General features: G+C 59.7%; 24 protein-coding genes. 13 read left to right on the forward strand and 11 right to left on the reverse strand.

Translation table 11 applies throughout. The features are described 5' to 3' along the window. On the forward strand, positions 1-642 hold the full coding sequence (locus tag GH769_RS21395; RefSeq protein WP_014720096.1) for an oxidoreductase: 642 nt from the start codon (positions 1-3) through the stop codon (positions 640-642). Positions 643-785: 143 nt separating this feature from the next. On the opposite strand, the gene GH769_RS21400 is transcribed toward GH769_RS21395, so the two are convergent. The 4 genes from GH769_RS21400 to GH769_RS29195 form a co-directional block, all read right to left on the reverse strand. Beyond that, positions 786-1,070 carry a YceK/YidQ family lipoprotein gene (locus tag GH769_RS21400; RefSeq protein WP_032904194.1) on the reverse strand — a complete coding sequence of 95 codons (285 nt, stop codon included), beginning with the start codon at positions 1,068-1,070 and terminating at the stop codon, positions 786-788. Beyond that, positions 1,063-1,692, reverse strand: coding sequence for a flavin prenyltransferase UbiX (ubiX, locus tag GH769_RS21405; RefSeq protein ID WP_032895136.1), 630 nt, complete (start codon positions 1,690-1,692; stop codon positions 1,063-1,065). Before ubiX ends, GH769_RS21400 begins: the two co-directional genes overlap by 8 nt. Further along, positions 1,689-3,038 (reverse strand): UDP-N-acetylmuramate:L-alanyl-gamma-D-glutamyl-meso-diaminopimelate ligase, encoded by a 1,350-nt coding sequence (mpl, locus tag GH769_RS21410; RefSeq protein WP_014720099.1) that lies wholly within the window; start codon positions 3,036-3,038, stop codon positions 1,689-1,691. Before mpl ends, ubiX begins: the two co-directional genes overlap by 4 nt. 109 nt (positions 3,039-3,147) lie before the next feature. Next, positions 3,148-3,906: a hypothetical protein gene (locus GH769_RS29195; protein ID WP_224796998.1), complete on the reverse strand. Its 759-nt coding sequence runs from the start codon at positions 3,904-3,906 to the stop codon at positions 3,148-3,150. Between GH769_RS29195 and GH769_RS29200 the strand changes: the two genes are divergently transcribed. Then, positions 3,893-4,177, forward strand: coding sequence for a hypothetical protein (locus tag GH769_RS29200; protein ID WP_177480889.1), 285 nt, complete (start codon positions 3,893-3,895; stop codon positions 4,175-4,177). The genes GH769_RS29195 and GH769_RS29200 overlap by 14 nt on opposite strands. 345 nt (positions 4,178-4,522) lie before the next feature. Here GH769_RS29200 and GH769_RS21425 read toward each other — a convergent pair whose 3' ends face one another. After that, complete coding sequence (locus GH769_RS21425; RefSeq protein WP_014720101.1) at positions 4,523-6,433, reverse strand: sigma-54-dependent Fis family transcriptional regulator; 1,911 nt, start codon at positions 6,431-6,433, stop codon at positions 4,523-4,525. Between the two features lie 272 nt (positions 6,434-6,705). On the opposite strand from GH769_RS21425, the gene GH769_RS21430 reads away from it, so the two are divergent. The 10 genes from GH769_RS21430 (at position 6,706) to fic (ending at position 17,790) form a co-directional block, all read left to right on the forward strand. After that, the gene (locus GH769_RS21430) at positions 6,706-8,226 is read left to right on the forward strand and encodes an aldehyde dehydrogenase family protein (RefSeq protein WP_005791797.1); all 1,521 of its coding nucleotides are present in this window, start codon (positions 6,706-6,708) and stop codon (positions 8,224-8,226) included. 216 nt (positions 8,227-8,442) lie between these two features. Continuing rightward, complete coding sequence (eat, locus tag GH769_RS21435; RefSeq protein WP_003194515.1) at positions 8,443-9,876, forward strand: ethanolamine permease; 1,434 nt, start codon at positions 8,443-8,445, stop codon at positions 9,874-9,876. Positions 9,877-9,939: 63 nt separating this feature from the next. Continuing rightward, positions 9,940-11,334 (forward strand): ethanolamine ammonia-lyase subunit EutB, encoded by a 1,395-nt coding sequence (locus tag GH769_RS21440; RefSeq protein WP_014720103.1) that lies wholly within the window; start codon positions 9,940-9,942, stop codon positions 11,332-11,334. After that, positions 11,331-12,167 (forward strand): ethanolamine ammonia-lyase subunit EutC, encoded by an 837-nt coding sequence (gene eutC, locus GH769_RS21445; protein ID WP_032904145.1) that lies wholly within the window; start codon positions 11,331-11,333, stop codon positions 12,165-12,167. The genes GH769_RS21440 and eutC overlap by 4 nt, the downstream gene beginning before the upstream one ends. Positions 12,168-12,256: 89 nt before the next feature. Continuing rightward, positions 12,257-12,715 (forward strand): N-acetyltransferase, encoded by a 459-nt coding sequence (locus tag GH769_RS21450; RefSeq protein ID WP_014720105.1) that lies wholly within the window; start codon positions 12,257-12,259, stop codon positions 12,713-12,715. Positions 12,716-13,036: 321 nt separating this feature from the next. Then, complete coding sequence (locus tag GH769_RS21455) at positions 13,037-13,693, forward strand: DedA family protein (protein WP_003194521.1); 657 nt, start codon at positions 13,037-13,039, stop codon at positions 13,691-13,693. A 6-nt stretch (positions 13,694-13,699) separates the two neighbouring features. Beyond that, entirely contained in the window at positions 13,700-14,551 is an 852-nt protein-coding gene (locus tag GH769_RS21460) for a zinc-dependent peptidase (protein ID WP_239688391.1), read from the forward strand. Positions 14,552-14,613: 62 nt separating this feature from the next. Continuing rightward, the gene (ppa, locus tag GH769_RS21465; RefSeq protein WP_003176323.1) at positions 14,614-15,141 is read left to right on the forward strand and encodes an inorganic diphosphatase; all 528 of its coding nucleotides are present in this window, start codon (positions 14,614-14,616) and stop codon (positions 15,139-15,141) included. Positions 15,142-15,352: 211 nt separating this feature from the next. Beyond that, positions 15,353-16,123: a S24 family peptidase gene (locus GH769_RS21470; protein ID WP_014720107.1), complete on the forward strand. Its 771-nt coding sequence runs from the start codon at positions 15,353-15,355 to the stop codon at positions 16,121-16,123. 545 nt (positions 16,124-16,668) lie between these two features. Continuing rightward, the gene (fic, locus tag GH769_RS21475) at positions 16,669-17,790 is read left to right on the forward strand and encodes a protein adenylyltransferase Fic (protein ID WP_032904192.1); all 1,122 of its coding nucleotides are present in this window, start codon (positions 16,669-16,671) and stop codon (positions 17,788-17,790) included. A gap of 64 nt (positions 17,791-17,854) precedes the next feature. Here fic and GH769_RS21480 read toward each other — a convergent pair whose 3' ends face one another. After that, positions 17,855-18,091, reverse strand: a complete 237-nt coding sequence (locus GH769_RS21480; protein ID WP_003194531.1) for a hypothetical protein — start codon at positions 18,089-18,091, stop codon at positions 17,855-17,857. A 505-nt stretch (positions 18,092-18,596) separates the two neighbouring features. Here GH769_RS21480 and ycaC point away from each other — a divergent pair. Beyond that, the gene (gene ycaC / locus GH769_RS21485; protein WP_014720109.1) at positions 18,597-19,229 is read left to right on the forward strand and encodes an isochorismate family cysteine hydrolase YcaC; all 633 of its coding nucleotides are present in this window, start codon (positions 18,597-18,599) and stop codon (positions 19,227-19,229) included. A gap of 131 nt (positions 19,230-19,360) precedes the next feature. Here ycaC and GH769_RS21490 read toward each other — a convergent pair whose 3' ends face one another. From GH769_RS21490 to GH769_RS21510, 5 genes are read right to left on the reverse strand one after another with little or no spacing between them, the layout of a single operon-like run. Next, positions 19,361-20,518 (reverse strand): glutathionylspermidine synthase family protein, encoded by a 1,158-nt coding sequence (locus GH769_RS21490; RefSeq protein ID WP_014720110.1) that lies wholly within the window; start codon positions 20,516-20,518, stop codon positions 19,361-19,363. A gap of 11 nt (positions 20,519-20,529) precedes the next feature. Continuing rightward, entirely contained in the window at positions 20,530-21,237 is a 708-nt protein-coding gene (locus GH769_RS21495; protein ID WP_014720111.1) for a DUF1190 domain-containing protein, read from the reverse strand. An 18-nt stretch (positions 21,238-21,255) separates the two neighbouring features. After that, positions 21,256-21,684, reverse strand: coding sequence for a DUF350 domain-containing protein (locus GH769_RS21500; RefSeq protein WP_003194539.1), 429 nt, complete (start codon positions 21,682-21,684; stop codon positions 21,256-21,258). A gap of 16 nt (positions 21,685-21,700) precedes the next feature. Beyond that, on the reverse strand, positions 21,701-22,375 hold the full coding sequence (locus GH769_RS21505) for a DUF2491 family protein (RefSeq protein WP_020302431.1): 675 nt from the start codon (positions 22,373-22,375) through the stop codon (positions 21,701-21,703). Then, on the reverse strand, positions 22,362-23,396 hold the full coding sequence (locus GH769_RS21510; RefSeq protein WP_019818834.1) for an ion channel: 1,035 nt from the start codon (positions 23,394-23,396) through the stop codon (positions 22,362-22,364). Before GH769_RS21510 ends, GH769_RS21505 begins: the two co-directional genes overlap by 14 nt. Positions 23,397-23,425 lie beyond the last annotated feature (29 nt).

Genomic DNA, 23,425 nt, shown 5'->3' on the forward strand with positions numbered 1-23,425 from the left:
ATGTACCTGACACCGCAGCATATCTTGCTGGCCGGGGCCTCCGGCCTCACTGGCGAACACCTGCTCGACCGCCTGCTCAACGAACCTACCGTGACCCGCGTGCTGGCACCCAGCCGCAAACCATTGGCTGAACATCCACGCCTGGAAAACCCGGTAGGCGACCCGGCGGTGTTCCTGCCGCAACTGAGCGGCCGCGTGGATATTGCCTTCTGCTGCCTGGGCACCACGATTAAAAAGGCCGGCTCGGAAGCGGCGTTCCGTGCGGTCGACCTGGACATGGTAGTGGCCTTCGCCAAACGCGCACGGGAACTGGGCGCGCGGCATCTGATCGTGATCAGTGCGATTGGCGCCGACCCGAAATCCTCGGTGTTCTACAACCGGGTCAAAGGGGAAATGGAACTGGCGCTCCGAGCGCAAGACTGGCCGCAGTTGACCATCGTACGTCCCTCGCTGCTGCTGGGTGAGCGACTGGAACCGCGCCTGGCCGAACAGTTGGCCGGCCCGCTGTCACGGCTTATCCCGGGCAAGTACCACGGTATTGAAGTCTGCGAACTGGCCCGCGCCATGTGGCGCCTGGCGCTGGAAGAACAGGATGGCGTGCGGGTGGTGGAATCGGACGAGTTGCGCAAACTCGGCAAGTGATGATGCCGGGCTGGTACTGATCGTTCCCACGCTCTGCGTGGGAACGCCGGTTATGACGCTCTGCGTCATGCTTGGGACGCGGAGCGTCCCCGACTGCATTCCCACGCGGAGCGTGGGAACGATCCACCCAGGTAGCCCTTATCTTACAGCCCGCCCGTGGCGTTGAAGCCAACCCCCAGCACCGTCAGCACCGACAGTGGCAACAACAAGGTATCGAGCAACGCACTGGCCGGCAGGTCGAGATGGGGAGAGCTCGGGGCCTCGGCACCAAAGCGGTACTTGGCGCAGCAGCCGCCATTGATCGCGTACAGATCCAGGCGCGTGCCGGCATACACCACCGGGGCGCCCGGTTGCGCGGCATCCAGCGTGCGCGCGGTGGCACAGCCGGTGAGTTGCAGCGCCATCAAGAGCAGCAGTGCTTTATTCATCGCCGCCCAGGTGGTGCTCACCCCAACGTGGCAGCATGTCCTGGGGAATGTTCAACAGGTTGAGAATGCGCGCCACCACAAAGTCCACCAGGTCATCGATGGTCTGTGGCTGGTGATAGAAGCCTGGCGACGCGGGCAGGATGGTCACGCCCATGTTCGACAACTTGAGCATGTGCTCCAGGTGAATGCTCGAATACGGCGCTTCGCGCGGCACCAGGATCAATTGGCGGCGCTCCTTTAAGGTCACGTCCGCCGCCCGTTCGATCAGGTTGTTGCAGGCGCCCGTGGCAATCGCCGACAAGGTGCCGGTGGAACACGGCACCACCACCATCGCCGCTGGCGCACCGGAGCCTGAAGCCACCGGCGACATCCAGTCTTCTTTGCCGTAGACCTTGATCTGCCCCGCCGCTGCGCCGGTGTACTCGGTGAGGAATGCCTGCATCATCTGCACCTTGGAAGGCAGCGCGACATCGGTCTCAGTCGCCAGCACCAATTGCGCCGCCTTGGAGATCAGAAAATGCACCTCACGGTCTTCACGTACCAGGCAATCGAGCAGGCGCAGGCCATAGGGCGCACCGGATGCGCCGGTCATCGCCAGGGTAATGCGTTCCGGCCCGCTCATTTCAGTGCCTCGGCCAGCTTGCCGTGCAGGCCGCCGAAGCCGCCGTTGCTCATGACCACCACGTGGGTGCCGGCTTGGGCCAAGGACTTCACATGCTCAATGATGCCTTCCAACGAATCGCAGACTGTGGAGGGCACGGTGCATAGCGCAGCAATCGCGGGCAAATCCCAGCCAAGGTTGGCCGGTGCATACCACACCACCTGGTCGGCATCGTTGACGCTTTCGGGCAGGCCATCACGGTGCGCACCCAGCTTCATGGAGTTGGAGCGCGGCTCGACGATGGCAATGATCTGCGCATCGCCGACGCGCTTGCGCAGGCCATCCAGCGTGGTGGCAATTGCGGTCGGGTGGTGGGCAAAGTCGTCGTAGATGGTAATTCCATTTACTTCAGCGACTTTCTCCATGCGCCGCTTCACACTCTTGAACGCGCTCAAGGCGGCAATGCCCATGGCTGGTACCACGCCAACATGCCGAGCGGCAGCCAGGCTCACCAAAGCGTTGGCCACGTTGTGTTGGCCGGTCATGCCCCAATCGACGATGCCTTGGGCATGGCCTTCGAACAGCACTTCAAACCGCGAACCGTCTTCGCTGAGCAACCTCGCCTGCCACTGCCCGCCCGCGCCGGTGGTTTGCACCGGGGTCCAGCAGCCCATGTCGATCACACGCTGCAACGCAGGCTCGGTGGTGGGATGAATGACAAGGCCCTCACTTGGAATAGTGCGCACCAAGTGGTGGAACTGCCGCTCAATCGCCGGCAGATCGGGGAAGATATCCGCGTGATCGAACTCAAGGTTATTCAGGATCGCTGTGCGTGGGCGGTAATGGACGAACTTGGAGCGCTTGTCGAAAAAGGCGCTGTCGTACTCATCGGCCTCGATCACAAAAAACGGTGTCTCACCCAGGCGCGCCGATACCGAGAAGTTCTGCGGCACGCCGCCAATCAGGAACCCCGGGCTCATGCCCGCATGCTCCAGCACCCAGGCGAGCATGCTGCTGGTGGTGGTCTTGCCATGAGTGCCTGCCACTGCCAGGACCCAACGGCCTTGCAGCACATGGTCGGCCAGCCACTGGGGGCCGGAGACGTAAGGCAAGCCTTTGTTCAGTACGTATTCCACCGCCGGATTGCCGCGCGACATGGCGTTGCCGATCACGACCAGGTCCGGCACCGGGTCGAATTGCGCGGGGTCGTAACCTTGGGTCAGCTCAATCCCTTGCGCCTGTAGCTGCGTGCTCATGGGGGGATAAACATTGGCATCGGAGCCAGTTACATGATGGCCCAGCTCCTTGGCCAGAACCGCCATCGAACCCATGAACGTACCGCAGATACCCAGAATATGAATGTGCATAGTCGACCTCGTAAACATCGAGGCAGGTTAGCGTAGGGTGGGAAAGTTCGCACGCTTTAGCTGAGCGCGAAACGCCCGCCGGTAGGATCCGGCGGGCAAAAAGGCTGCCTTAAACGGAGGCCTCGGTTTTTTTGGCTTCCGCGTCTTTCAGGGTAATGATCCGGTCAGCCGCCTTTTCCAAGGCGCGATAACGGCGCTCTATCACGCCTAAGCGGCCCCCCGTGCCTGGGGCGGTTTCTGGTTCGAGGTGAGGTTTGAAAATAATGCCGTTATCCTCGGCCACTTGCTTCATATGGGTTTCCGAAATGCTCAGTAACTGCTCAAGGTTATCCAAGCGTGCCCCCCGCTCCTTGGGCCAGGCGTCGCCCATGGCAAGCCGGTCTTCAGTATTTCCCGACGCCAGCGTGATGATGACATTGGCAAATTCCAGCACCACTTTTTCTACCCGGTCCAGATGGCGCGTGGCCGAAGGCGTTGGCGTATCCGATGTGGTTGGCGCGGCTACTTGCGGTGTAGACGCGGGATCGGGCTTTGCAGTACCAGGCAAATGCGGCGGCGGCAATGGCGACGGTACATACTGGCCCTTGATCGCCTCTCCCGCGGCCACGGACCCGGCGTATGCGCCCACATTGATCGGCGCGCTGACGATGCCATTGACGCCCGCGTTGATGAACGCGTCCTTGATCGTCTTGCCGGTTGAAGGTGAGGTGGAAATAACCCCTGCCTTGACCAGCCTGTCGGCATCCAAAAGCCGCTGGGTGACATCGGCCACACTGATCTTGGGCGGTTCCACCGGCTTTACGGAGACAACCCCGCCACTGGTGGGCGTTTGAGGCCCCCTGGTCACTACGCCCTTGAGTTTATCCAAGGCCGACTGGCTTGAACTGGCTGCGGTCGAGCTGGTACCAGGGTTATTTCCACCCAGTGCGTTCTGCAGCCTGGTGGCAGTGGGATTGACCGGGGCGGGCGGCACCCTGGTCGATGGACCGGGGGACACGGACGCAGGCGACGGCACCTTGATCGATGGCGTGGGAGACACGGGCGCCGTGGGCCGGGTTGCGCCTCCAAATGGGAACCGCCGTCCGAAGAAGGAGATTCCACGCTTGTTGCGTACCTTCGGCGCTTGGTCGGCCTCCTGAGCAGAAGGCGGCGTGTCATGGTCAGGCTGAGGGGGGTCCATCGGTTCGCCCCAGCCCGTTATCGAGTGTTGCGGTGGGGAGGTGGGCGTAACATCAAGTTGAACAGGGAGTTGTGGCACAGGAGTCGTTATTGGACTTGTAATATTCATGTGTTGTCACCCTAGAAGTTTCAAACAGCGGTGTTTAAGGGCAATTAATGCTCTGCCCTTATTCCATCAGTGCTTAAAACAACGTGCCACGTTCCGGGACGACGTGAACGGGTAGAGCGATAAAAAACCTTAAATGACGTGGGACAAAAACGAGTCGTCCGCAATAACGGAGTTATTCCGACAACTGTCGCGCGCCCTAATGCATGGCGCCCCGTGAAATACCATGTTTGCGTAACTTGCGATACAGCGTATTGCGACTGACGCCCAACTGTTCCGCCACATGGCTCATATGCCAGCGCTGCTGCGCCAACGCATCGAGTAATGCCTGGCGCTCGGCGCTCTCCAGTGGCAAAGCGTACGGCGCATCCGCCCTTGCCCCTTGCGGCCGCGCCTGGCGAATCAGCGCCGGCAAGTCTTCAAGACCGACTCGCCCGCCCTCACAGAGTGCCACCACCGTGCGCAACACAGTACGCATCTGCCGCAGGTTGCCGGGCCAGTGGAATGCCAACAAGGCCTGGCGCGTCGACTCGTCGAGCATCACCTGCTCGGTGCCTGCTTCCTGCGCCAAGAGGAAATCCAACAGTTGCGACTTGTCACTGCGCTCGCGCAACGGCGGGAGGGCGACTTCCAAGCCGTTCAAGCGGTAATACAGGTCTTCACGAAAGCTGCCATCGGCCACCCGTTCCAGCAAATTGCGGTGCGTGGCGCTGATGATGCGCACGTTCACGGCTTGGGGTTCGCCGCCGATAGGCACCACCAGGCGATCCTCCAGCACCCTTAACAGGCGGGTTTGTAACGCCAGGGGCATGTCGCCGATTTCGTCGAGAAACAGCGTGCCACCATCGGCCTGTTGCAGCTTGCCGCGCATGCCTTCTTTAAGGGCGCCGGTGAAACTGCCGGCGCGATAGCCAAACAGTTCGCTCTCGATCAGGTTTTCTGGAATCGCCGCACAGTTCAGCGCGATAAAGGCCTTGTCGCCCCGCTGGCTGCCCTGATGCACGGCCTTGGCGAAGGCTTCTTTACCGCAGCCGGTTTCGCCGTTGATCAGCAAGGGCACATCGCGCTCGAACACTCGCGAGGCCTTGCGCAGCTCATTTTGCAACGCCGGGTCGCCCAGGCAGATACCCAATGGGCGTGACGCCTGTGGCTTGATGATAGGGGCCGGCGCACTGCGCGGCTGGCCTCGCAGCGCTGCGAATAAAGGCCGACCATCGCGGGTGCGCAGCGGCCAACTGGCCGTGGCATTTGCGCTGGCCCGCCCCAGCAACTGATCCAGGGAGCAGTCGAAAAACGCTTCCACCGGCTGGCCCACCAAGCCGCCGCGCAACTGCCCCAACAGGTTCAGGGCGCTCTGGTTGACCGCACAAATGTGCCCTTCGCCATCAAACGCCAGCAAGCCTTCGCTGAATAACCCGACCGACTCGGCCTGCAGGTGAAAACGCAACAGCCAGTGGTGTTCGAAGTGGCGCAGGAAGTAGCAACTTTCGATCATCTTGGCCGACAGGTTCACCAGCGCCATGGTGTGGAACTGGCTTTGGCGCGACACGGCTTCGCGGGCCGAGGACACATCCAGCACCGCCAGCAATTCACCATGAGGATCGAACACCGGGCTGGCCGAACAGGTCAGCCCGGTATGACGGCCGCGAAAATGCTCGTCACGGTGGATCGTCAACGACTGCCGCTCTACCAGGCAGGTGCCTATGCCGTTAGTGCCTTCGCAGGCTTCGCTCCAGTCAGCGCCCAACCATAAACCGGCGCGCTCGAAAATCTTGCGCTCCGACGGCGCGGTGACACAGTTGAGGATCACCCCGCGCGCATCGGTGAGCAGCACCGCATGGCCGGCACCGGAAAGTTGCTGGTGCAGGCTATTCATCTCGCTGCCGGCGATGTGCAGCACCTGGCGCAGGCGTTCGCGACTTTCCAGCAGGCGCCCGTGTTCAAGCACGGTAGGCGCGATGGTCAGCGCCGGGTCGAGGTGGTAGTCCTCCACGCAGCGCAGCCAGGAGCGGGCGATGGACGGGTCGCTGCCCGGCCCCTGGGAAAGCTCTTGGCCACGGGTGACGGTCAGGACTTGCTGGGCATGGCGGCTGAAATGATCGTTATGCATGTTCTTATTATTCTCCCTGCGTGAGAACGCCCAGCATCCCCCAGCCATTGGGCCTTTGCAATCCCGGCCCGACCCACCGGTCACAGGCTGTACCGCTTATGGCACAAACTGTCACCACGCCTGTACCACACCTGTCACGGCACCGCCTTGCGAAAAAGCCCAACCCATTGATTTTGCTGGCCCGCACAGCAGTGGCCCAACCTTTGCTCTACGCTTTATAACGCGCTTGCCGCGCTGTACTCCAATAAACATAAAAGCAGGAGATGCTCACCATGCGTTATGCACACCCCGGTACTGAAGGCGCCATCGTTTCGTTCAAGGCCAAATACGGCAACTACATCGGCGGCGAATTCGTGGCGCCAGTCGATGGCAACTATTTCTCCAACACCTCGCCGGTCAACGGCAAGCCGATAGCCGACTTCCCGCGTTCCACCGCCAAAGACATCGACAAGGCGCTGGACGCCGCCCACGCCGCTGCGGACGCCTGGGGCAAAACCTCGGCCCAGGACCGTTCGCTGGTGCTGCTGAAAATCGCCGACCGCATCGAGCAAAACCTCGAACTGCTGGCCATCACCGAAACCTGGGACAACGGCAAGGCCGTGCGTGAAACCCTTAACGCCGACATCCCCCTGGCTGCCGACCACTTCCGCTACTTCGCCGGCTGCATCCGCGCCCAGGAAGGCAGCAGCGCCGAAATCAATGAACTCACCGCCGCCTACCACTTCCACGAGCCGCTGGGCGTGGTCGGCCAGATCATCCCGTGGAACTTCCCGCTGCTGATGGCCGCCTGGAAACTCGCCCCAGCCCTGGCCGCCGGTAACTGCGTGGTGCTCAAGCCCGCCGAGCAAACGCCGCTGGGCATCAGCGTGCTGATGGAGCTGATCGGCGACCTGCTGCCACCGGGCGTGCTGAACGTGGTGCACGGTTTCGGCAAGGAAGCCGGCGAAGCCCTTGCCACCAGCAAGCGCATCGCCAAGATCGCCTTCACCGGCTCAACGCCTGTGGGCTCGCACATCATGCATGCGGCGGCCGAGAACATCATTCCGTCTACGGTGGAGTTGGGCGGCAAGTCGCCGAACATCTTCTTCGCCGACATCATGAAAGCGGAACCTGCATTTATCGAAAAAGCCGCCGAAGGCCTGGTGCTGGCGTTCTTCAACCAGGGCGAAGTGTGCACCTGCCCTTCCCGTGCTCTGGTGGAAGAGTCGATCTACGACGACTTCATGAAAGTGGTGATGAAAAAGGTCGAGTCGATCAAGCGTGGCGACCCGCTGGATACCGACACCATGGTCGGCGCCCAAGCGTCCGAGCAGCAGTTCGACAAGATCCTGTCTTACCTGGAAATCGCCAAGGGCGAAGGCGCGCAATTGCTCACGGGCGGCAAGGTGGAGAAGCTCACCGGCGACCTGGCCACCGGTTATTACATCCAGCCGACCCTGCTCAAGGGCACCAACGACATGCGCGTATTCCAGGAAGAAATCTTCGGCCCGGTGGTGAGCATCACCACTTTCAAGGATGAAGCCGAAGCCCTGGCGATTGCCAACGACACCGAGTTCGGCCTGGGCGCTGGCCTGTGGACCCGCGATATCAACCGCGCCTACCGCATGGGCCGGGCGATCAAGGCTGGCCGCGTGTGGACCAACTGCTACCACCTGTACCCGGCGCATGCCGCGTTTGGCGGTTACAAGAAGTCTGGCGTGGGCCGTGAAACCCACAAGATGATGTTGGATCACTACCAGCAGACCAAGAACTTGCTGGTGAGCTACGACATTAATCCGTTGGGCTTTTTCTAACTCAGCCTTATAGCAAGCAACCAGTTCCCAACTTGAAATGCAATCAAGTGTGGGAGCTGGCTTGCCTGCGATAACGATGTATCAGCCAAATAAGGGGTAGCAGACAGGCCGCTATCGCAGGCAAGCCAGCTCCCACATTTGATATCACACGCAATTGCTACCTCGTTCGGCACACAGACGCCGAGTCAAAAACAATAAGAATGGAAGGTACTTCCCATGCCTAGCGAACCCACTGGTTCTTCTGTCGACTTCGAAAAAGTCGGTACCGATTATTTTCAACAACGCGAACTGAAAAAAGGCGCCGCCGGCTGGGTACTACTGGTTGGCCTTGGCGTCGCTTATGTTATTTCCGGCGATTACGCCGGCTGGAACTTCGGCCTGGCCCAGGGCGGCTGGGGTGGCATGTTCCTCGCCACCTTGCTGATGGCCACCATGTACCTGTGCATGTGCTTTTCCCTGGCCGAGTTGTCGTCCATGATCCCCACTGCTGGCGGTGGCTATGGTTTTGCCCGCAGCGCCTTCGGCCCCTGGGGCGGGTTCCTCACCGGTACTGCCATCCTTATCGAATACGCCATCGCGCCCGCCGCCATCGCCGTGTTTATCGGCGCCTATTGCGAGTCGTTGTTCGGCATTGGCGGCTGGATGATCTACCTGGCGTTCTACATCATCTTTATCGGCATCCACATCTTTGGTGTGGGCGAAGCCTTGAAGCTGATGTTCGTGATCACCGCCGTCGCCGCGATTGCCCTGGGCGTGTTCCTGGTGTCGATGGTGCCGCACTTCAACGTCGCCAACCTGCTGGATATACCCGTGACCGAGGCCAAGGGCGCCAGCAGCTTCCTGCCGTTCGGCTACGTCGGCGTGTGGGCCGCGATCCCTTATGCCATCTGGTTTTTCCTGGCGGTGGAAGGCGTGCCGCTGGCCGCTGAAGAAACCAAGAACCCCAAGCGCGACCTGCCGCGCGGGCTGATCGGCGCGATTGTGGTGCTGACCAGTTTTGCCCTGTTGATCCTGGTGATCGCGCCGGGCGGTGCGGGCACTTATGCGCTGATCAAATCCGGCAACCCGCTGGTTGAAGCCTTGGCGTTGTCCTACGGCGGTTCCACCTGGATGGGGAGCTTCGTCAACCTGGTCGGCCTGGCCGGTTTGATCGCGAGCTTTTTCTCGATCATCTACGCCTATTCGCGGCAGATCTTTGCCTTGTCCCGTGCCGGTTACCTGCCGCGCAAATTGTCCGAGACCAACAAGAGCAAGGCGCCAGTATTGGCGCTGGTGATCCCCGGGATTATCGGCTTTGGCCTGTCGCTGACCGGCCAGGGTGACTTGCTGATCCTGGTGGCGGTGTTTGGCGCCACGATTTCCTACGTGTTGATGATGGCCGCCCACATCACCCTGCGCATCCGTCGCCCTAAAATGGAGCGGCCATACCGCACACCCGGTGGCATCTTCACCTCAGGCGTGGCACTGGTGCTGGCTTGCGTGGCCGTGGTGGCGGGCTTTCTGGTGGACCCGCGCGTGGTGATTGGCGCGGCGATCATCTATGGAGTATTAATTGCTTACTTTGCTTTCTACAGCCGGCATCACTTGGTAGCAGGCACGCCGGAAGAGGAATTCGCGGCGATCCAGGCCGCAGAGGCCGCCCTGCACTAACTGCCGAAAACCTCGACGCGGCGCCTTGCCCACAGCAGGCGCGCGTCACCAAGGAGACACTGTATGGCAAGCTTTTCCCACGCGGTGGGTGCTCAAACCTACCGCTTCGACAGCCTCAAGGACGTGATGGCCAAGGCCAGCCCGGCACGCTCCGGGGACTTCCTCGCCGGTGTCGCCGCGCAGAATGACGGCGAACGTGTGGCGGCGCAGATGGCGCTGGCAAATATCCCGCTCAAGCACTTCCTGCAGGAAGCATTGATTCCTTATGAAAGCGATGAAGTCACCCGGCTGATCATCGACACCCACGATAAACAGGCGTTTGCAGCGGTCAGCCACCTCACTGTCGGCGGCCTGCGCGACTGGCTGCTCAGCGATGCGGCCGATGAACAGGCCCTACGCGCATTGGCGCCAGGGCTGACACCGGAAATGGCCGCGGCCGTGTCCAAGATCATGCGCGTGCAAGACCTGGTGCTGGTGGCGCAGAAGATCCGCGTGGTCACCCAGTTTCGCGGCACCCTGGGCCTGCGCGGGCGCTTGTCCACGCGCTTGCAGCCCAACCACCCCACCGATGAACCGGCCGGCATCGCGGCGAGCATCCTCGACGGCCTGCTGTACGGCAACGGCGACGCCATGATCGGCATTAACCCGGCCACCGACAGCATCGCCTCGATCTGCGCCATGCTTGAAATGCTCGACGCGATCATTCAGCGCTACGACATCCCCACCCAGGCCTGTGTGCTGACCCACGTCACCACCTCCATCGAAGCGATCAACCGCGGCGTACCGCTGGACCTGGTGTTTCAGTCGATTGCCGGTACCGAAGCGGCCAATGCCAGTTTCGGGATCAACCTGAACGTGCTGCAGGAAGGTTATGACGCGGGCTTAAGCCTCAAGCGCGGCACCCTGGGCCAGAATCTGATGTACTTCGAAACCGGCCAGGGCAGCGCTTTGTCGGCCAATGCGCACTTTGGCGTCGATCAGCAAACCTGTGAAACCCGTGCCTATGCCGTGGCCCGGCACTTCAAGCCGTTTCTGGTGAACACGGTGGTCGGTTTTATCGGCCCGGAGTACCTCTACAACGGCAAGCAGATTATCCGCGCCGGCCTGGAAGACCACTTCTGCGGCAAACTGCTCGGCGTGCCCATGGGTTGCGACATCTGCTACACCAACCACGCCGAAGCCGACCAGGACGACATGGACACCCTGCTGACCCTGCTCGGCGTGGCCGGCATCAACTTCATCATGGGCATCCCCGGCTCCGACGACATCATGCTCAACTACCAGACCACCTCGTTTCACGACGCCCTGTACGCCCGGCAAACATTGGGTTTAAAACCGGCGCCGGAGTTCGAGCAGTGGCTGGCGAAAATGGGCATCTTCACGCAGGCTGATGGCAAGGTGCATTTTGGCAATAGCTTGCCACCGGCCTTTCGTCACGCCTTGGCGCAATTGGGATGAAGGAGCCGACCGTGCAACCAGAATTGCCTGACAACCCGTGGCTGGAACTGCGCCGCCTCACCCCGGCGCGTATTGCCCTGGGCCGCACCGGCACCAGCCTTCCCACCAGCGCCCAACTGGACTTCCAGTTTGCCCACGCCCAGGCGCGGGACGCGGTGCATTTGCCGTTCGATCACACCGGCCTCAGCCGCCAATTGGCCGAACGTGGCCGAGACAGCCTGTTGCTGCACAGCGCCGCCACAGACCGGCACATGTACCTGCAACGCCCGGACCTGGGGCGACGCTTGAGCGATGAGTCGGCGCAAACATTGCGCGACTACGCTTCGGCCCAGCCCGGCGGGGTGGACTTGGCCATCGTAGTAGCCGATGGCCTGTCGGCATTGGCGGTGCATAAACACACAGCGCCGTTTCTGGCGCGCCTGGAAGAACAGACCCACGCCGAAGGCTGGTCCTTGTCACCGGTGATCCTGGTAGAGCAAGGCCGCGTGGCGGTAGCCGATGAAATCGGGCAGCTACTGGGCGCCAAGATGGTGGTGATCCTGATCGGCGAACGACCGGGGCTCAGCTCGCCGGACAGCCTGGGCCTGTATTTCACCTACAACCCCAAGGTCGGCCTCACCGATGCCTATCGCAACTGCATCTCCAACGTGCGGCTGGAAGGCCTGAGTTATGGCATGGCGGCCCATCGCCTGCTGTACTTGATGCGCGAGGCGTATCGCCGGCAGTTGTCGGGGGTTAATCTCAAGGATGAGGCACAGGTTCAGACCCTCGAATCGGACGACCCGGACCTGATGAAGGGCAATTTCCTGCTCAGCCCGCCCGATGACCGATAGCGGCAAGATTGCGCTTTTTGGCGTCATTAGGCAGCATCGAGTCACGGCCGCTCGTGTGGTCATACCCCATTTGGAAGTTGAGGCCTGGCATGCGGATTACTCAAGCGACCCTGGAACACCTGGACCTGTTGACCCCGTTGTTCGTCAAATACCGCGAGTTCTACGGGGCCCTGCCGTTCCCGGACTCGTCACGGGCCTTTTTGGAAAAGCGCCTGCGGCGCAAGGAGTCGGTGATCTACCTGGCCCTGGCCGACGATGATGACAAGCGGCTGCTGGGGTTTTGCCAGCTCTATCCGAGCTTTTCCTCACTGTCTCTCAAGCGGGTATGGATCCTCAACGACATCTATGTGGCCGAGGATGCGCGCCGGCAACTGGTGGCCGACAACCTGATGCGCACGGCCAAGAAAATGGCCAAGGACACCCACGCGGTACGGTTGCGGGTATCGACCAGCAGCGATAACGACGTGGCGCAGAAGACCTATGAGTCGATTGGGTTTCGCGAAGACACCGAATTCAAAAACTACGTGTTGCCGATCAACGAAGACTGAAAACCGGTAAGCCAAACACCGCAATATCCTTGTGGGAGCTGGCTTGCCTGCGATGGCGAAGTGTCAGCGAGCACTTCTCATACTGACCCACCGCTATCGCAGACAAGCCAGCTCCCACATTGGGTCCGGCGACTGGCTTGAAGCCCAACCCCTTCACAATTTCGCGACACTCCCCGCTACAAAAGCCACACGCTTTTCACCTCTCAATCCGTATAATGCCGACCTTTCAGGGTTGTAAGAACCGCGACAATTACTTGTAGCCTTATTGCCTGAGCTTCCGCACAAGCCCGCTGAGCCGGGCCATTCACACAGGTGCCATCCATGGATTTCAACCCGCTTGACCTTATCCTGCATCTCGACGTTTACCTCGATATGCTGGTAACCAACTACGGTCCGTGGATCTACGCCATTCTGTTCCTGGTGATTTTTTGCGAAACCGGCCTGGTGGTCATGCCCTTCCTGCCGGGCGACTCCTTGCTGTTCATTGCCGGTGCCGTAGCGGCCGGCGGCGGTATGGACCCAGTCCTGCTGGCCGGCCTGCTGATGCTGGCGGCCATCCTCGGCGACAGCACCAACTATGTGATCGGACGAACGGCGGGCGAGCGCTTGTTCAGCAACCCGAACTCCAAGATCTTCCGCCGCGACTACCTGCAAAAGACCCACGACTTCTACGACAAGCACGGCGGCAAGACCGTGACGCTGGCGCGCTTCCTGCCGATCCTGCGTACCTTCGCGCCGTTCGTCGCGGGCGTGGCCAAGATGCCGTATCCACGCTTCTTCGGCTTCAGCGTACTGGGCACCATCCTGTGGGTCGGCGGCCTGGTGACCTTGGGTTACTTCTTCGGCAACGTGCCTTTTATCAAGAAGAACCTGTCGCTGCTGGTGGTGTTCATCATTCTGCTGTCCCTGGTGCCGATGATTATTGGCGTAGTGCGCAGCCGCTTTGGCCGCACGTCCTCCGAAGCCAACCCGCACTGATTGCCCGTGTGGTCCTTCAGCGCCTGGCGTCGCCGGCGCCTGCTGGCCAAGCACCCGATTGCCGATGACATCTGGCAACGGGTGCGCCACCACCTGACCTTCCTCGACGGCATCACGCCGGAGCAAGATCAGTGGCTACGCGAAGCCTGCGTGGTGTTCCTCAGCGAAAAACACCTCACCGCCCTGCCTGGCGTCGAACTGCACCAGGAACAACGCCTGCTGCTCGCCGCCCAGGCGCAACTGCCGCTGATGAACCTGGGCGACCTCGACTGGTACCAAGGCTTTCATGAGATCGTGCTGTACCCCGACGACTTCCTCAGCCCACAACGCCATCGCGATGCCAGCGGCGTCGAACACGAGTGGGACGGCGAACACAGCGGCGAAGCTTGGCAACAGGGCCCGGTGATCCTCGCCTGGCCCGGCGTGCTCGCCAGCGGCCAATGGGAAGGCTACAACCTGGTCATCCACGAACTAGCGCACAAGCTGGACATGCTCAACGGCGACGCCAACGGCCTGCCGCCGCTGCACCACGACATGCGCGTGCAGGATTGGGCCAGCGTCATGCAAGGCGCCTTCGATGACCTCAATCGCCAGTTGGACGCCAACCCGGACGCCGAGACCGAGATAGACCCTTACGCTGCGGAAAACCCGGCGGAGTTCTTTGCCGTCACCAGCGAGTATTTCTTCAGCGCCCCGGATTTACTGGTCAACAGTTATCCACAGGTGTACGCCCAACTCAGCCGCTTTTATCGCCAGGATCCCCTGGCCCGCCTGACTCAACTGCAAGCGCTACGCGCCACAGGGCGAATGACCGTACGACGCTTGGCGCATGGCATCGGCGTCAGAATATGCCTATAATCGCCGCCACTTTTAGGCCAATCCGGCCATGTCATATGGCCAACTAACGGGGGCAACGCCCAATGAGCTACAGCAAGATTCCGGCTGGCAAAGACCTGCCGAACGACATCTACGTCGCCATCGAAATTCCGGCCAACCACGCGCCGATCAAATACGAAATCGACAAAGACAGCGACTGCCTGTTCGTTGACCGTTTCATGGCCACCCCGATGTTCTACCCGGCCAACTACGGTTTTATCCCTAACACCCTGGCTGACGACGGTGACCCCCTCGACGTGCTGGTCGTGACCCCTTACCCGGTCACCCCAGGCTCGGTTATCCGCGCACGCCCAGTCGGCATCCTGAACATGACCGACGACGGCGGCGGCGATGCCAAAGTAATCGCAGTGCCACACGACAAGCTGTCCCAGCTGTACGTGGACGTGAAGGAATACACCGACCTGCCGCCACTGTTGCTGGAACAGATCAAGCACTTCTTCGAGAACTACAAAGACCTCGAAAAAGGCAAGTGGGTGAAGATCGACGGTTGGGGCAACGCAGACGCCGCCCGCGCCGAGATCATGAAGTCGGTTGCCGCCTACAAAGGCTGATACCCGCGCCTCATTGCCACGGCAATTAAAAAGCCCCGTTAATTCGGGGCTTTTTTATGGGCCGAATTAAACATCAAGTTCAATGTTTATTTGCAGCGTTTAACTAAGTTGCACACCTGAAAGATCCGGCCACAACTAAGCCAAATCCTACAACCGCAAATCAACGCATGGTTTATTTGATTAGACTTTCCGGCCAGTAAACTCTGCGTTTATGAATACATCAGGTGATCGTTTAAAAGCGCTATTACGGGAAGTTCATCTTTCCGCCTCCGACTTCGCCAAGAACCGCGGCGTCACGCCTCAGCACGTGAACAACTGGTTCAAACGCGGGGTCCCCATGGGCCGACTCAACGAGATCGCAGAGTTGCTGTGCGTCTCAAGTCGCTGGTTAAGCGACGGCAAAGGCCCCAAACACCCGCCCGCCAACTACCTGTTGGAAGGCCCCACCGCAAGGATTGCAACCGCCCGCGAAGACACAGGCAAATACCTCACAGGCCCCGCCTGCCGCCCGGAAAAAACCGACGTGGAGATCCCCCTCCACCCCACCTTCACCTCAACCGAACGCATCCGCGTCTCCCTGCACAGCCTGGAAACACTCAACGTAAACCCCGACCGCGCGATAGGCGCCTACATGGTCGACAACAGCATGATCGACATCATCCAACAAGGCGCCACCCTCGCCATCGACCGAGGCCGTACCCAAATCATCGACGGTGAAATCTACGCCGTCGAACACGACGGCATGCTGCGCATCAAATACCTTTACAACCGCCCTGGCGGCGGCCTGCGCCTGCGCAGCCACAACGCCAGCGAACACCCGGACGAATACCTCAACCACGAGGAACGCTTCGAGCAAAGCTTCAAGATCGTCGGCTGGGTATTCTGGTGGTCCACCCTCAACAACCGCCGCCCACCGGTGCCACTGGATGAACACCTGCTGGGCTGGGAAGGCTCTAAATCGGAACCGGAGGTGGGCAACTGAAGTGAATGTGAGTATCATGCGCCGCACATTTGGCAGGGGTCGCTTCTAGCTGACTCCCTGCTGGCGAAGCGGAGGAGTTCCCGCGGATGCCCTACTATTCAGCCCGACGCAATGTGGGCTGAGCGATTTGAAGGCTGGTGAGGTTTGTCAAAAACAAGCTGAGGCAGTCCCCGAGAAGCCGGCCACAAGCCGGCTTTTTAATCCCCCCCCTTAAACATCAATCACGTAGCCTTAAAGATCCACTCTGCCCCCCCTGAACATGTCTCTGGTGCAATAGGCAGCCATTCAAAGGCCAGTGGGCTCCAGCAATATCAAAATGACTCGACGCAATCTAGGTGTATTACCCCTTCTTCATTGCTTCACCCAAATAGTCAGCGACCTGATCGATATCCAACATGTCGCCAACAGCGACGCGAGGATGAAACATGTCGCAAAAATACAAAAATAACGACACGTTATGCACGCAGGCTTACACTAGCGACATGACAAGGGCGCTTATAAAAGCGGCCTTACCTTTAACTGGACGTCCTAGTGAGCGTGCGCCCATGACTAACCCCCAACGGCCTTGGCAGGCGGATAGACCCTATAACCAGCTTCCACCCTTGCCGCCAAAGGCAGAACTGGAAACCCGAGCAGTCCTCAAACGCTGCATCGAAGCTCGAGCAGCCTTGGCCGAATTGAAACAAGCAGCCGAGCTGATTCCTAACCAGACGATGCTGATCAATACGATCCCGCTGCTGGAAGCCAAGGACAGCTCCGAGATCGAAAGTATTGTCACTACTACAGATTTACTCTTTCAGCATGCCCAGGATTGCGCCAATCATGCAGATCCCGCGACCAAAGAAGCCCTCCGGTACCGCAAGGCTCTACATAACGGTTTCCAGTCTCTGGCTGAACGTCCACTCTCTACCGGCACAGCAGTAGAGATCTGTCGAACGCTCAAGGGTGTAGACATGGACATCCGTCGAGTGCCAGGCGTCCAGCTAGCCAATGATCGGACCGGAGAAATCATCTATACCCCACCAGAGGGCGAAGATCGCTTACGCGACTTGCTCACCAACTGGGAACGTTTTCTACACAACGAGACAGACCTCGACCCGCTGGTTCGCATGGCTGTCGGACACTATCAGTTCGAGGCTATTCATCCATTCACAGACGGCAACGGTCGTACCGGGCGCGTGCTAAACACCCTGTATCTGATCCAGGAAGGTCTGTTGAATCTACCGATTCTTTACCTTAGTCATTTCATCATTGCGCATAGAGCCGATTACTATCGACTACTGCTTGATGTCACACGCGAACAGGCCTGGGAGCCCTGGCTGCTGTACATGCTTACTGCCGTGGAAGAAACCGCTCGCTGGACCAGTGCAAAAATTGCCGCCATTCGCAGCCTGTCCGAGCACACCAGCCAATTTGTTCGCGAACGTTTGCCGAAAACCTACTCACGCGAATTGGTGGACGTGATTTTTGAGCAGCCCTATTGCCGTATTAGCAACGTCGTCGACAAGCAGATCGCTCAGCGCCAGGCTGCTTCTCGCTACCTCAAAGAGCTGGTCTCCATTGATGTTCTGCAAGAGGTTCAGGTCGGAAAGGAAAAACTGTTCATTCATCCAAAGCTGATGCAGTTGCTGATTCGCGACAGCAACGAATTCAAGCCCTATTTCTGAGCCGAAATTAAGGAAATCGTGAATAAGTCGCCTGGACGATCAAAACCGAACAGGCGACGTCATATCACCTAGGCTGCAAACACTCCACAGCCCTATCCGCCACCATCTTCGCCATCTCCACCAAATGCATCACCGCCCTCTGTGGCGCAGCCACTGACTCGCCGATCACCTGCGACGTAGCCAGCGCACAATGCAGCAGCTCAGCCACCTGCACCCAGGCATCCTCGAAGCTCAGTTCTTCATTGACCGTAAATGGGTTGGTTGCGCCTGACGACGGCGAATCCGAAACAACGTTATCCATAGCAAAACTCCAATCGATAATTTGAAGCTGCCAATTACGCGACTAAACGAAAGGTGGCAGCTGTACGCAGGTTAGTCGACCGGTCGATTGGAACCCGGCGCACCCGAAGGTGCCCTGCGCACAGCCACCATAAGATGCAGGCGATGAGGTGCCTGACTCATGAGTTGCATATGCGCCAATCGAATCCGGGCGACTAAACCCGATCACTGAATTAGCAGTGACGGTCAGCAGCCTAGTCACCCAATTCCACTGGCGCAAGCGGTTGGGATTCTCTCGGAAACGTCCTGCAAAGGAAAGGGATCGGACCTGCTAGCTACTCAAAATCAGGCAATTCACTCCTGGTCTGCACAGCGACCCGGAGGCCTGAAATCGGGTGCCAACTATTGTCCACTTTAAGTTGACAGTAAGACTCCTTCCACCCGATTTATCCCTCGTCACCTACCCATTAATCTGTGCCCATGTTGAACGCAACGCCCAACCAACCTAAACAAAAAAGGATTCAACCATGAGCACTGCAACCTACAACCGCTTGAACAAAGACGACGCCATTGTTCTGCTGGTCGATCACCAGACCGGCCTGATCTCCCTGGTGCAGGACTTCTCCCCCAACGAGTTCAAGAACAACGTGCTGGCCCTGGCTGACCTGGCCAAGTTCTTTAACTTGCCGACCATCCTCACCACCAGTTTCGAGCAAGGCCCTAACGGCCCGCTGGTGCCGGAGTTGAAGGAGATGTTCCCGGACGCGCCGTATATCGCTCGCCCTGGTCAGATCAACGCCTGGGACAACGAGGATTTCGTCAAGGCAATCAAGGCCACCGGGCGTAAGCAGATCATCATTGCCGGTGTGGTGACGGATGTGTGTGTGGCGTTCCCGACCTTGTCGGCGCTGGCAGAAGGTTTTGAGGTGTTTGTGGTGACGGATGCATCGGGCACGTTCAATACCACCGTGCAGCAAGCGGCGTGGAGCCGGATGACGCAGGCCGGTGCGCAGTTGATGAACTGGTTCTCGGTGGCGTGTGAGTTGCACCGCGACTGGCGCAACGATATCGAAGGGCTGGGGAATTTGTTGTCCCAGCGGATTCCTAACTACCGCAATTTGATGAACAGCTACTCGGCCCTGTCTGCTCGCCAGAGCTAAGACTGCCATGCTCCGTATTGAGCCTGCCTGAAAAGACAGGCTTTTTTATGGGCGTAGATTGAGAGGCGTGTGGGTGACGCGGAGCGTCACTGGATGCATTACCACGCGGAGCGTGGGAACGATCAACTTCCCTAATCCAGGATCAAGTGCGGCAGAAACCGGCTTGAGTCCTTGGTGATCAAGCTATTGTCCTCTCGCACCCCAATCCCCGCCGCCTGGTCGCCAATGACCCAAGAGCCGATCAGCGTGTAGCTGTCACCAAATTTTGGCAGCGGTGCGAACTCTTGAAGGATGAAGGGCGCATCCGTGTAGGGGCCGTCTTCTTTTACGGTCAGGCCTTCGGCGGTTTGCAGTTCGATGTTGGCGCCTTCACGGGAGAAGAACGGCTTGCGCACCCAGCCTTTTGGCACGGCTTTGCCTGGGTCGGTGTCCAGGTGGGACGCGAGCAGGTTGGGGTGGCCTTTGTTGAATTCCCACAGCAGCGGCAGGATGCCTTTGTTGGAAATAATGGATTTCCACGCGGGCTCGAAGAACTGTGTGTCGCTCTGGGCAATCGCGGCACCAAAGGGTTCGTGGAAGATGAACTCCCAGGCGTGCAGTTTGAACAGGTGGGGAATCCAGCGATCTTCAAGGTCGACGAAGCGGCCTTCGCTGTTCAGGCCGATGTCTTCGATGTCGATGTGGCGCGATTCGATGCCGACCTTTTCAGCGACCAGGCGCAGGTAGTCGGTGGTGCCTTTGTCTTCGATCGAGTCTTTCATCGAGGCGAAGTAGAACGGCTGGTTGACCTGCAGTTGCGCGAAGGCCTGGTGCAGTTTGGTGTCGATGCTATTGAACTGGTCGGCGTGCTTGGGCAGCAGGCCGCGTTCGATGCATTGTTCCAGCCAGCCCCACTGAAACGCGGCTGCTTCGTAGAGGCTGGTGGGGGTGTCGTAGTTGAGCTCCAGCAACTTGGCGGGCCCGCTGCCGTTGTAGGAGAAGTCCATGCGCCCGTAAAGGTGCGGGTGGCCTTCGAGCCATGAGGTTCGGATCATGTCGTAGAAAGGCGCGGGGATGCTCAGGCGTTCAAGCAGTTCTTCGCTGTGGACCACGCGGGCGACGAGGTCCATGCACATGTCATGGAGCTCGGTGGTCGGGTCTTCGAGGTCGCGCTCGATTTGCTTGAGCGTGAACTGGTAGTACGCGCTTTCGTCCCAGTAGGGTTCGCCGTCGATGGTATGGAACAGGAAGCCGAGGCTCTCGGCGGTGTGTTTCCAGTCATGACGCTCTGCGCATTGGATCTTCTTCATGGCCGGTTTCCTTAGCTGCTCGACCCGCCGCCCCAGCCGCTGCGTGCGCTGGCTTTGCTGCCGAAGCCGCCGCGGGAGGTGGCCGATGAAACCGAGCTCGACTTAGGTGAAGAGCGCAGCGTGCTGGTGTAATTGCTGCTGCCGTACCGGGCCTGGTTGGAACGGCCAAAGGTCGCGCCATTGGACACGCGTTGGTTGAGCGTCGAGTTACCGTAGTTGCCGCGATCATCGCGATAGCGGTACACCGGTTCCGAACGGTAGCTGTTGCGGTTGTTGCTCAGCATGTTGCCGATCAGCAAGCCGGTCAGCAGGCTGCTGGTGGAGAAGCCTGAGCCGCCGCTGGCCTGAGCGTTGGCCGCTTGCGCATTGGCAGCGTCGACTTGGGATTGGGTCACCTGGCCTTCGGCGGTCAGTTCGAAACCGCCCAAGCGCGGGATGAATTTGCCGGTGGAGTCTTGCTGGCACCAGTCAGCGACAAAGTCGGCGTCGCAATCGGCCTGGCTGTCATACACCGGCGCAATGCGGCGATGCTCGGCCATGGCCGTCATGTAGGCGTCCGAGCAGACGTCTACCGGAAGTTTTTCATCGGCGCATTGCTGTACCGATTGGAAGTTGTACTTCTTTTGCAGGTCGTAGGTTTTTTCCGTTGGGCCACAGCCGGATATCGCCATGGCGACCGACGCTGCCAGCGACAGCTGGACGTACTTGCTTCGTTTCATCGGGAGCTCCGTGGGCAATCAGTTCGAGGTGGGCGTCATGCACGCGGCATTCAGCATGCCGACGCTGATGGCCACCGCGGCCACGTAGATACCGGCCGCCAGTTCGCCCTTCTTGATGCGCTCGGACGTGCCTTTGAGCACCAGGCTGGTCAGCAGGAACGCCAGCAGTTGGACGACGGCGGCGATCACGGCCCAGACGATGAAGTCGAGAACGTTGATCGAGTAGGCAATCACATTGCTGGCCGGAATGGCGAAACCGACGATGGCACCGCCCAGGGCGACCGCTGCGGAGGTGTTGCCCGCACGGATCAGTTCGAACTCCTTGTGCGGGGTGATGCGGGTGTAGATGAACTGGAACAGCGCGAACAGTACCGCAGCCCCCAGGATGTAGAGGACAAAGCCGAGCACCGCAGCTTTGTTGAGGGAGATGGAGAGTGCTTCTAGCATGGACGGCTTCCTTTTTTTAGAGCGTAGTCAGGTCGGTGGTGTACAGCGAAATGCCTAGGGATGTGCTCAGGCTGATGGTGCCTTCGGCATCTTCTTCGACAGAGAACAGCAGGAACTCTCGGCGGTCGGTCAAGCCGGTGTCGCGGGCGTATAGCATCGAACGGTGCTCGACGCTGTAGGTGGCTTCTGGGCTGATGACCTGTTCGCTCATCGCCACCAATTCGGTCTGGCCATCTTCGCTGCCCCACTCCCGGAAGAACTCGACGCCGTCGTGGGTGTAGGTCGGCAGACCGATCAGGCTTTGTGGGCCCGCGAGCCTGCTCAGTTCCGCTTCACTGCTGATGGTGACGTAACTCAGGTAGTTGAACAGAATCACTGACTCGACCTGGCCCGCTATCTGGCCGGTGGTGTGCACCTGCAACCAATAATCTTCGTCGTTCATGTAATAGCGCGACAGCCAGGTGGACTGGCCGAGGTCGATGGTGCCGTTGCTCCAGATTTCCTGGGAGCCGGGGATCACCACGTTGGTTTTTTCATCGAGCAGCAATTTCAGAGTCGTGTCAAACATCACGCCCTTGCCCGGCGCCAGGCCTAAAGGGCCGGTGGCGGGCAGGCTTGGGCTGGCGGTTCGGCTCGAGTCGGTAGTGGCTTTTGGGGCCTCAAGCCCCATCAACTGTTTAAGCCATCCCATGAAAGATTTCCTTAAGGCGAGTGGAAGCGATGTAGAAGAGTTCGCCGCCTTTGACCGCTGTGGCACTGGGCGGGTTGATCGACGGCTGCTGAACACCTTTGGCGCGATAGCCAATGAGGGTGGCGTTGTGGCGCTCCTTCATCTGCGTGTACAGCTCGCCGAACGTTGCCTCAAAGGCGTCGGGCAATTTCATCAGGTACTGGGTGGCGCCCTGCCCCACGCACAGCAACTCATTGATGACCACCGACGAGCCCGGATCCTGAGAGGCGCGCACCAGCATTTCGATCGCCATGCTGGACGTGCATTCCAGGCGCGGGGCGTAGGAGCTGGCCAGTGCAGCGATTTCACTTTCGTTGAAGTGGGCGACCACATGCCCGACGGGGCTCAGTTGATTCACCGCCAGCACGGTGGCCAGCGTCAGGTCATCAGACGGGGTCCGCACCAGCACACGCTCGGCACCGGGCACACCGGCACGCAGCAACAGTGCGGTGGAAGACAGGCTTTCGCCGCGGATGAACGCTGCTTTGCCCGGCATCGGGTTTTCTTCAAGGCTGCAATCGCAGATCACGATCAGGTTGTCGTTCGAGGTTTCGTCTTGCAGCAACAACTCAATCACCCGCTCGCTGGACGCGCCCTCCCAGCCGATCAGCACGGTATGGCCGACCTTGCCGGTGAAATCACCTTTGCCCTTCATGCCTTTTCTCCATGCATCGATAACACTGCTGGTGGTTTTGCCGATGGCTGCCGTGAGCAGCGCAATGCCCCCGAGCATGACCCAGGCCGCCACGAAAATTCGCCCAGCAGACGTCTGCGGTGCGAGGTCGCCATAGCCGACGGTGAGTGTGGTGGTGAGATAGAAGTAGATAAACGTGGCGGCAGCGGTGAGGTGTTGTTCGCCCAGCAACACCAGGCCCAGGTAAGCGGTGCTCAGGTGGACACCCAAGGCAACGATCAGGCCTGCCCAACCGAAGCGATGAAAGAGGGACGAGGCGTACATGCGTAACAGTAGGAAAATCGACATTTAGCCCCTGGCTCCCTGGGTACTTGAAT

The sequence above is a fragment of the Pseudomonas sp. CFSAN084952 genome, from assembly GCF_009648855.1.
In the GTDB taxonomy this organism is placed as follows: domain Bacteria; phylum Pseudomonadota; class Gammaproteobacteria; order Pseudomonadales; family Pseudomonadaceae; genus Aquipseudomonas; species Aquipseudomonas paracarnis.

What these genes read in the sequence shown, in the direction of transcription:
- GH769_RS21500 (WP_003194539.1), bottom strand. Translation starts at nt 21,684, where the DNA reads ATGCTAGAAGCACTCTCCATCTCCCTCAACAAAGCTGCGGTGCTCGGC.
- GH769_RS21480 (WP_003194531.1), bottom strand. Translation starts at nt 18,091, where the DNA reads ATGGATAACGTTGTTTCGGATTCGCCGTCGTCAGGCGCAACCAACCCA.
- GH769_RS21495 (WP_014720111.1), bottom strand. Translation starts at nt 21,237, where the DNA reads ATGAAACGAAGCAAGTACGTCCAGCTGTCGCTGGCAGCGTCGGTCGCC.
- ubiX (WP_032895136.1), bottom strand. Translation starts at nt 1,692, where the DNA reads ATGAGCGGGCCGGAACGCATTACCCTGGCGATGACCGGCGCATCCGGT.
- mpl (WP_014720099.1), bottom strand. Translation starts at nt 3,038, where the DNA reads ATGCACATTCATATTCTGGGTATCTGCGGTACGTTCATGGGTTCGATG.
- eat (WP_003194515.1), top strand. Translation starts at nt 8,443, where the DNA reads ATGCCTAGCGAACCCACTGGTTCTTCTGTCGACTTCGAAAAAGTCGGT.
- GH769_RS21455 (WP_003194521.1), top strand. Translation starts at nt 13,037, where the DNA reads ATGGATTTCAACCCGCTTGACCTTATCCTGCATCTCGACGTTTACCTC.
- ycaC (WP_014720109.1), top strand. Translation starts at nt 18,597, where the DNA reads ATGAGCACTGCAACCTACAACCGCTTGAACAAAGACGACGCCATTGTT.
- GH769_RS21510 (WP_019818834.1), bottom strand. Translation starts at nt 23,396, where the DNA reads ATGTCGATTTTCCTACTGTTACGCATGTACGCCTCGTCCCTCTTTCAT.
- GH769_RS21440 (WP_014720103.1), top strand. Translation starts at nt 9,940, where the DNA reads ATGGCAAGCTTTTCCCACGCGGTGGGTGCTCAAACCTACCGCTTCGAC.
- GH769_RS21505 (WP_020302431.1), bottom strand. Translation starts at nt 22,375, where the DNA reads ATGGGATGGCTTAAACAGTTGATGGGGCTTGAGGCCCCAAAAGCCACT.
- GH769_RS21400 (WP_032904194.1), bottom strand. Translation starts at nt 1,070, where the DNA reads ATGAATAAAGCACTGCTGCTCTTGATGGCGCTGCAACTCACCGGCTGT.
- GH769_RS21395 (WP_014720096.1), top strand. Translation starts at nt 1, where the DNA reads ATGTACCTGACACCGCAGCATATCTTGCTGGCCGGGGCCTCCGGCCTC.
- GH769_RS21490 (WP_014720110.1), bottom strand. Translation starts at nt 20,518, where the DNA reads ATGAAGAAGATCCAATGCGCAGAGCGTCATGACTGGAAACACACCGCC.
- eutC (WP_032904145.1), top strand. Translation starts at nt 11,331, where the DNA reads ATGAAGGAGCCGACCGTGCAACCAGAATTGCCTGACAACCCGTGGCTG.
- fic (WP_032904192.1), top strand. Translation starts at nt 16,669, where the DNA reads ATGACTAACCCCCAACGGCCTTGGCAGGCGGATAGACCCTATAACCAG.
- ppa (WP_003176323.1), top strand. Translation starts at nt 14,614, where the DNA reads ATGAGCTACAGCAAGATTCCGGCTGGCAAAGACCTGCCGAACGACATC.
- GH769_RS21470 (WP_014720107.1), top strand. Translation starts at nt 15,353, where the DNA reads ATGAATACATCAGGTGATCGTTTAAAAGCGCTATTACGGGAAGTTCAT.
- GH769_RS21430 (WP_005791797.1), top strand. Translation starts at nt 6,706, where the DNA reads ATGCGTTATGCACACCCCGGTACTGAAGGCGCCATCGTTTCGTTCAAG.
- GH769_RS21425 (WP_014720101.1), bottom strand. Translation starts at nt 6,433, where the DNA reads ATGCATAACGATCATTTCAGCCGCCATGCCCAGCAAGTCCTGACCGTC.
- GH769_RS21450 (WP_014720105.1), top strand. Translation starts at nt 12,257, where the DNA reads ATGCGGATTACTCAAGCGACCCTGGAACACCTGGACCTGTTGACCCCG.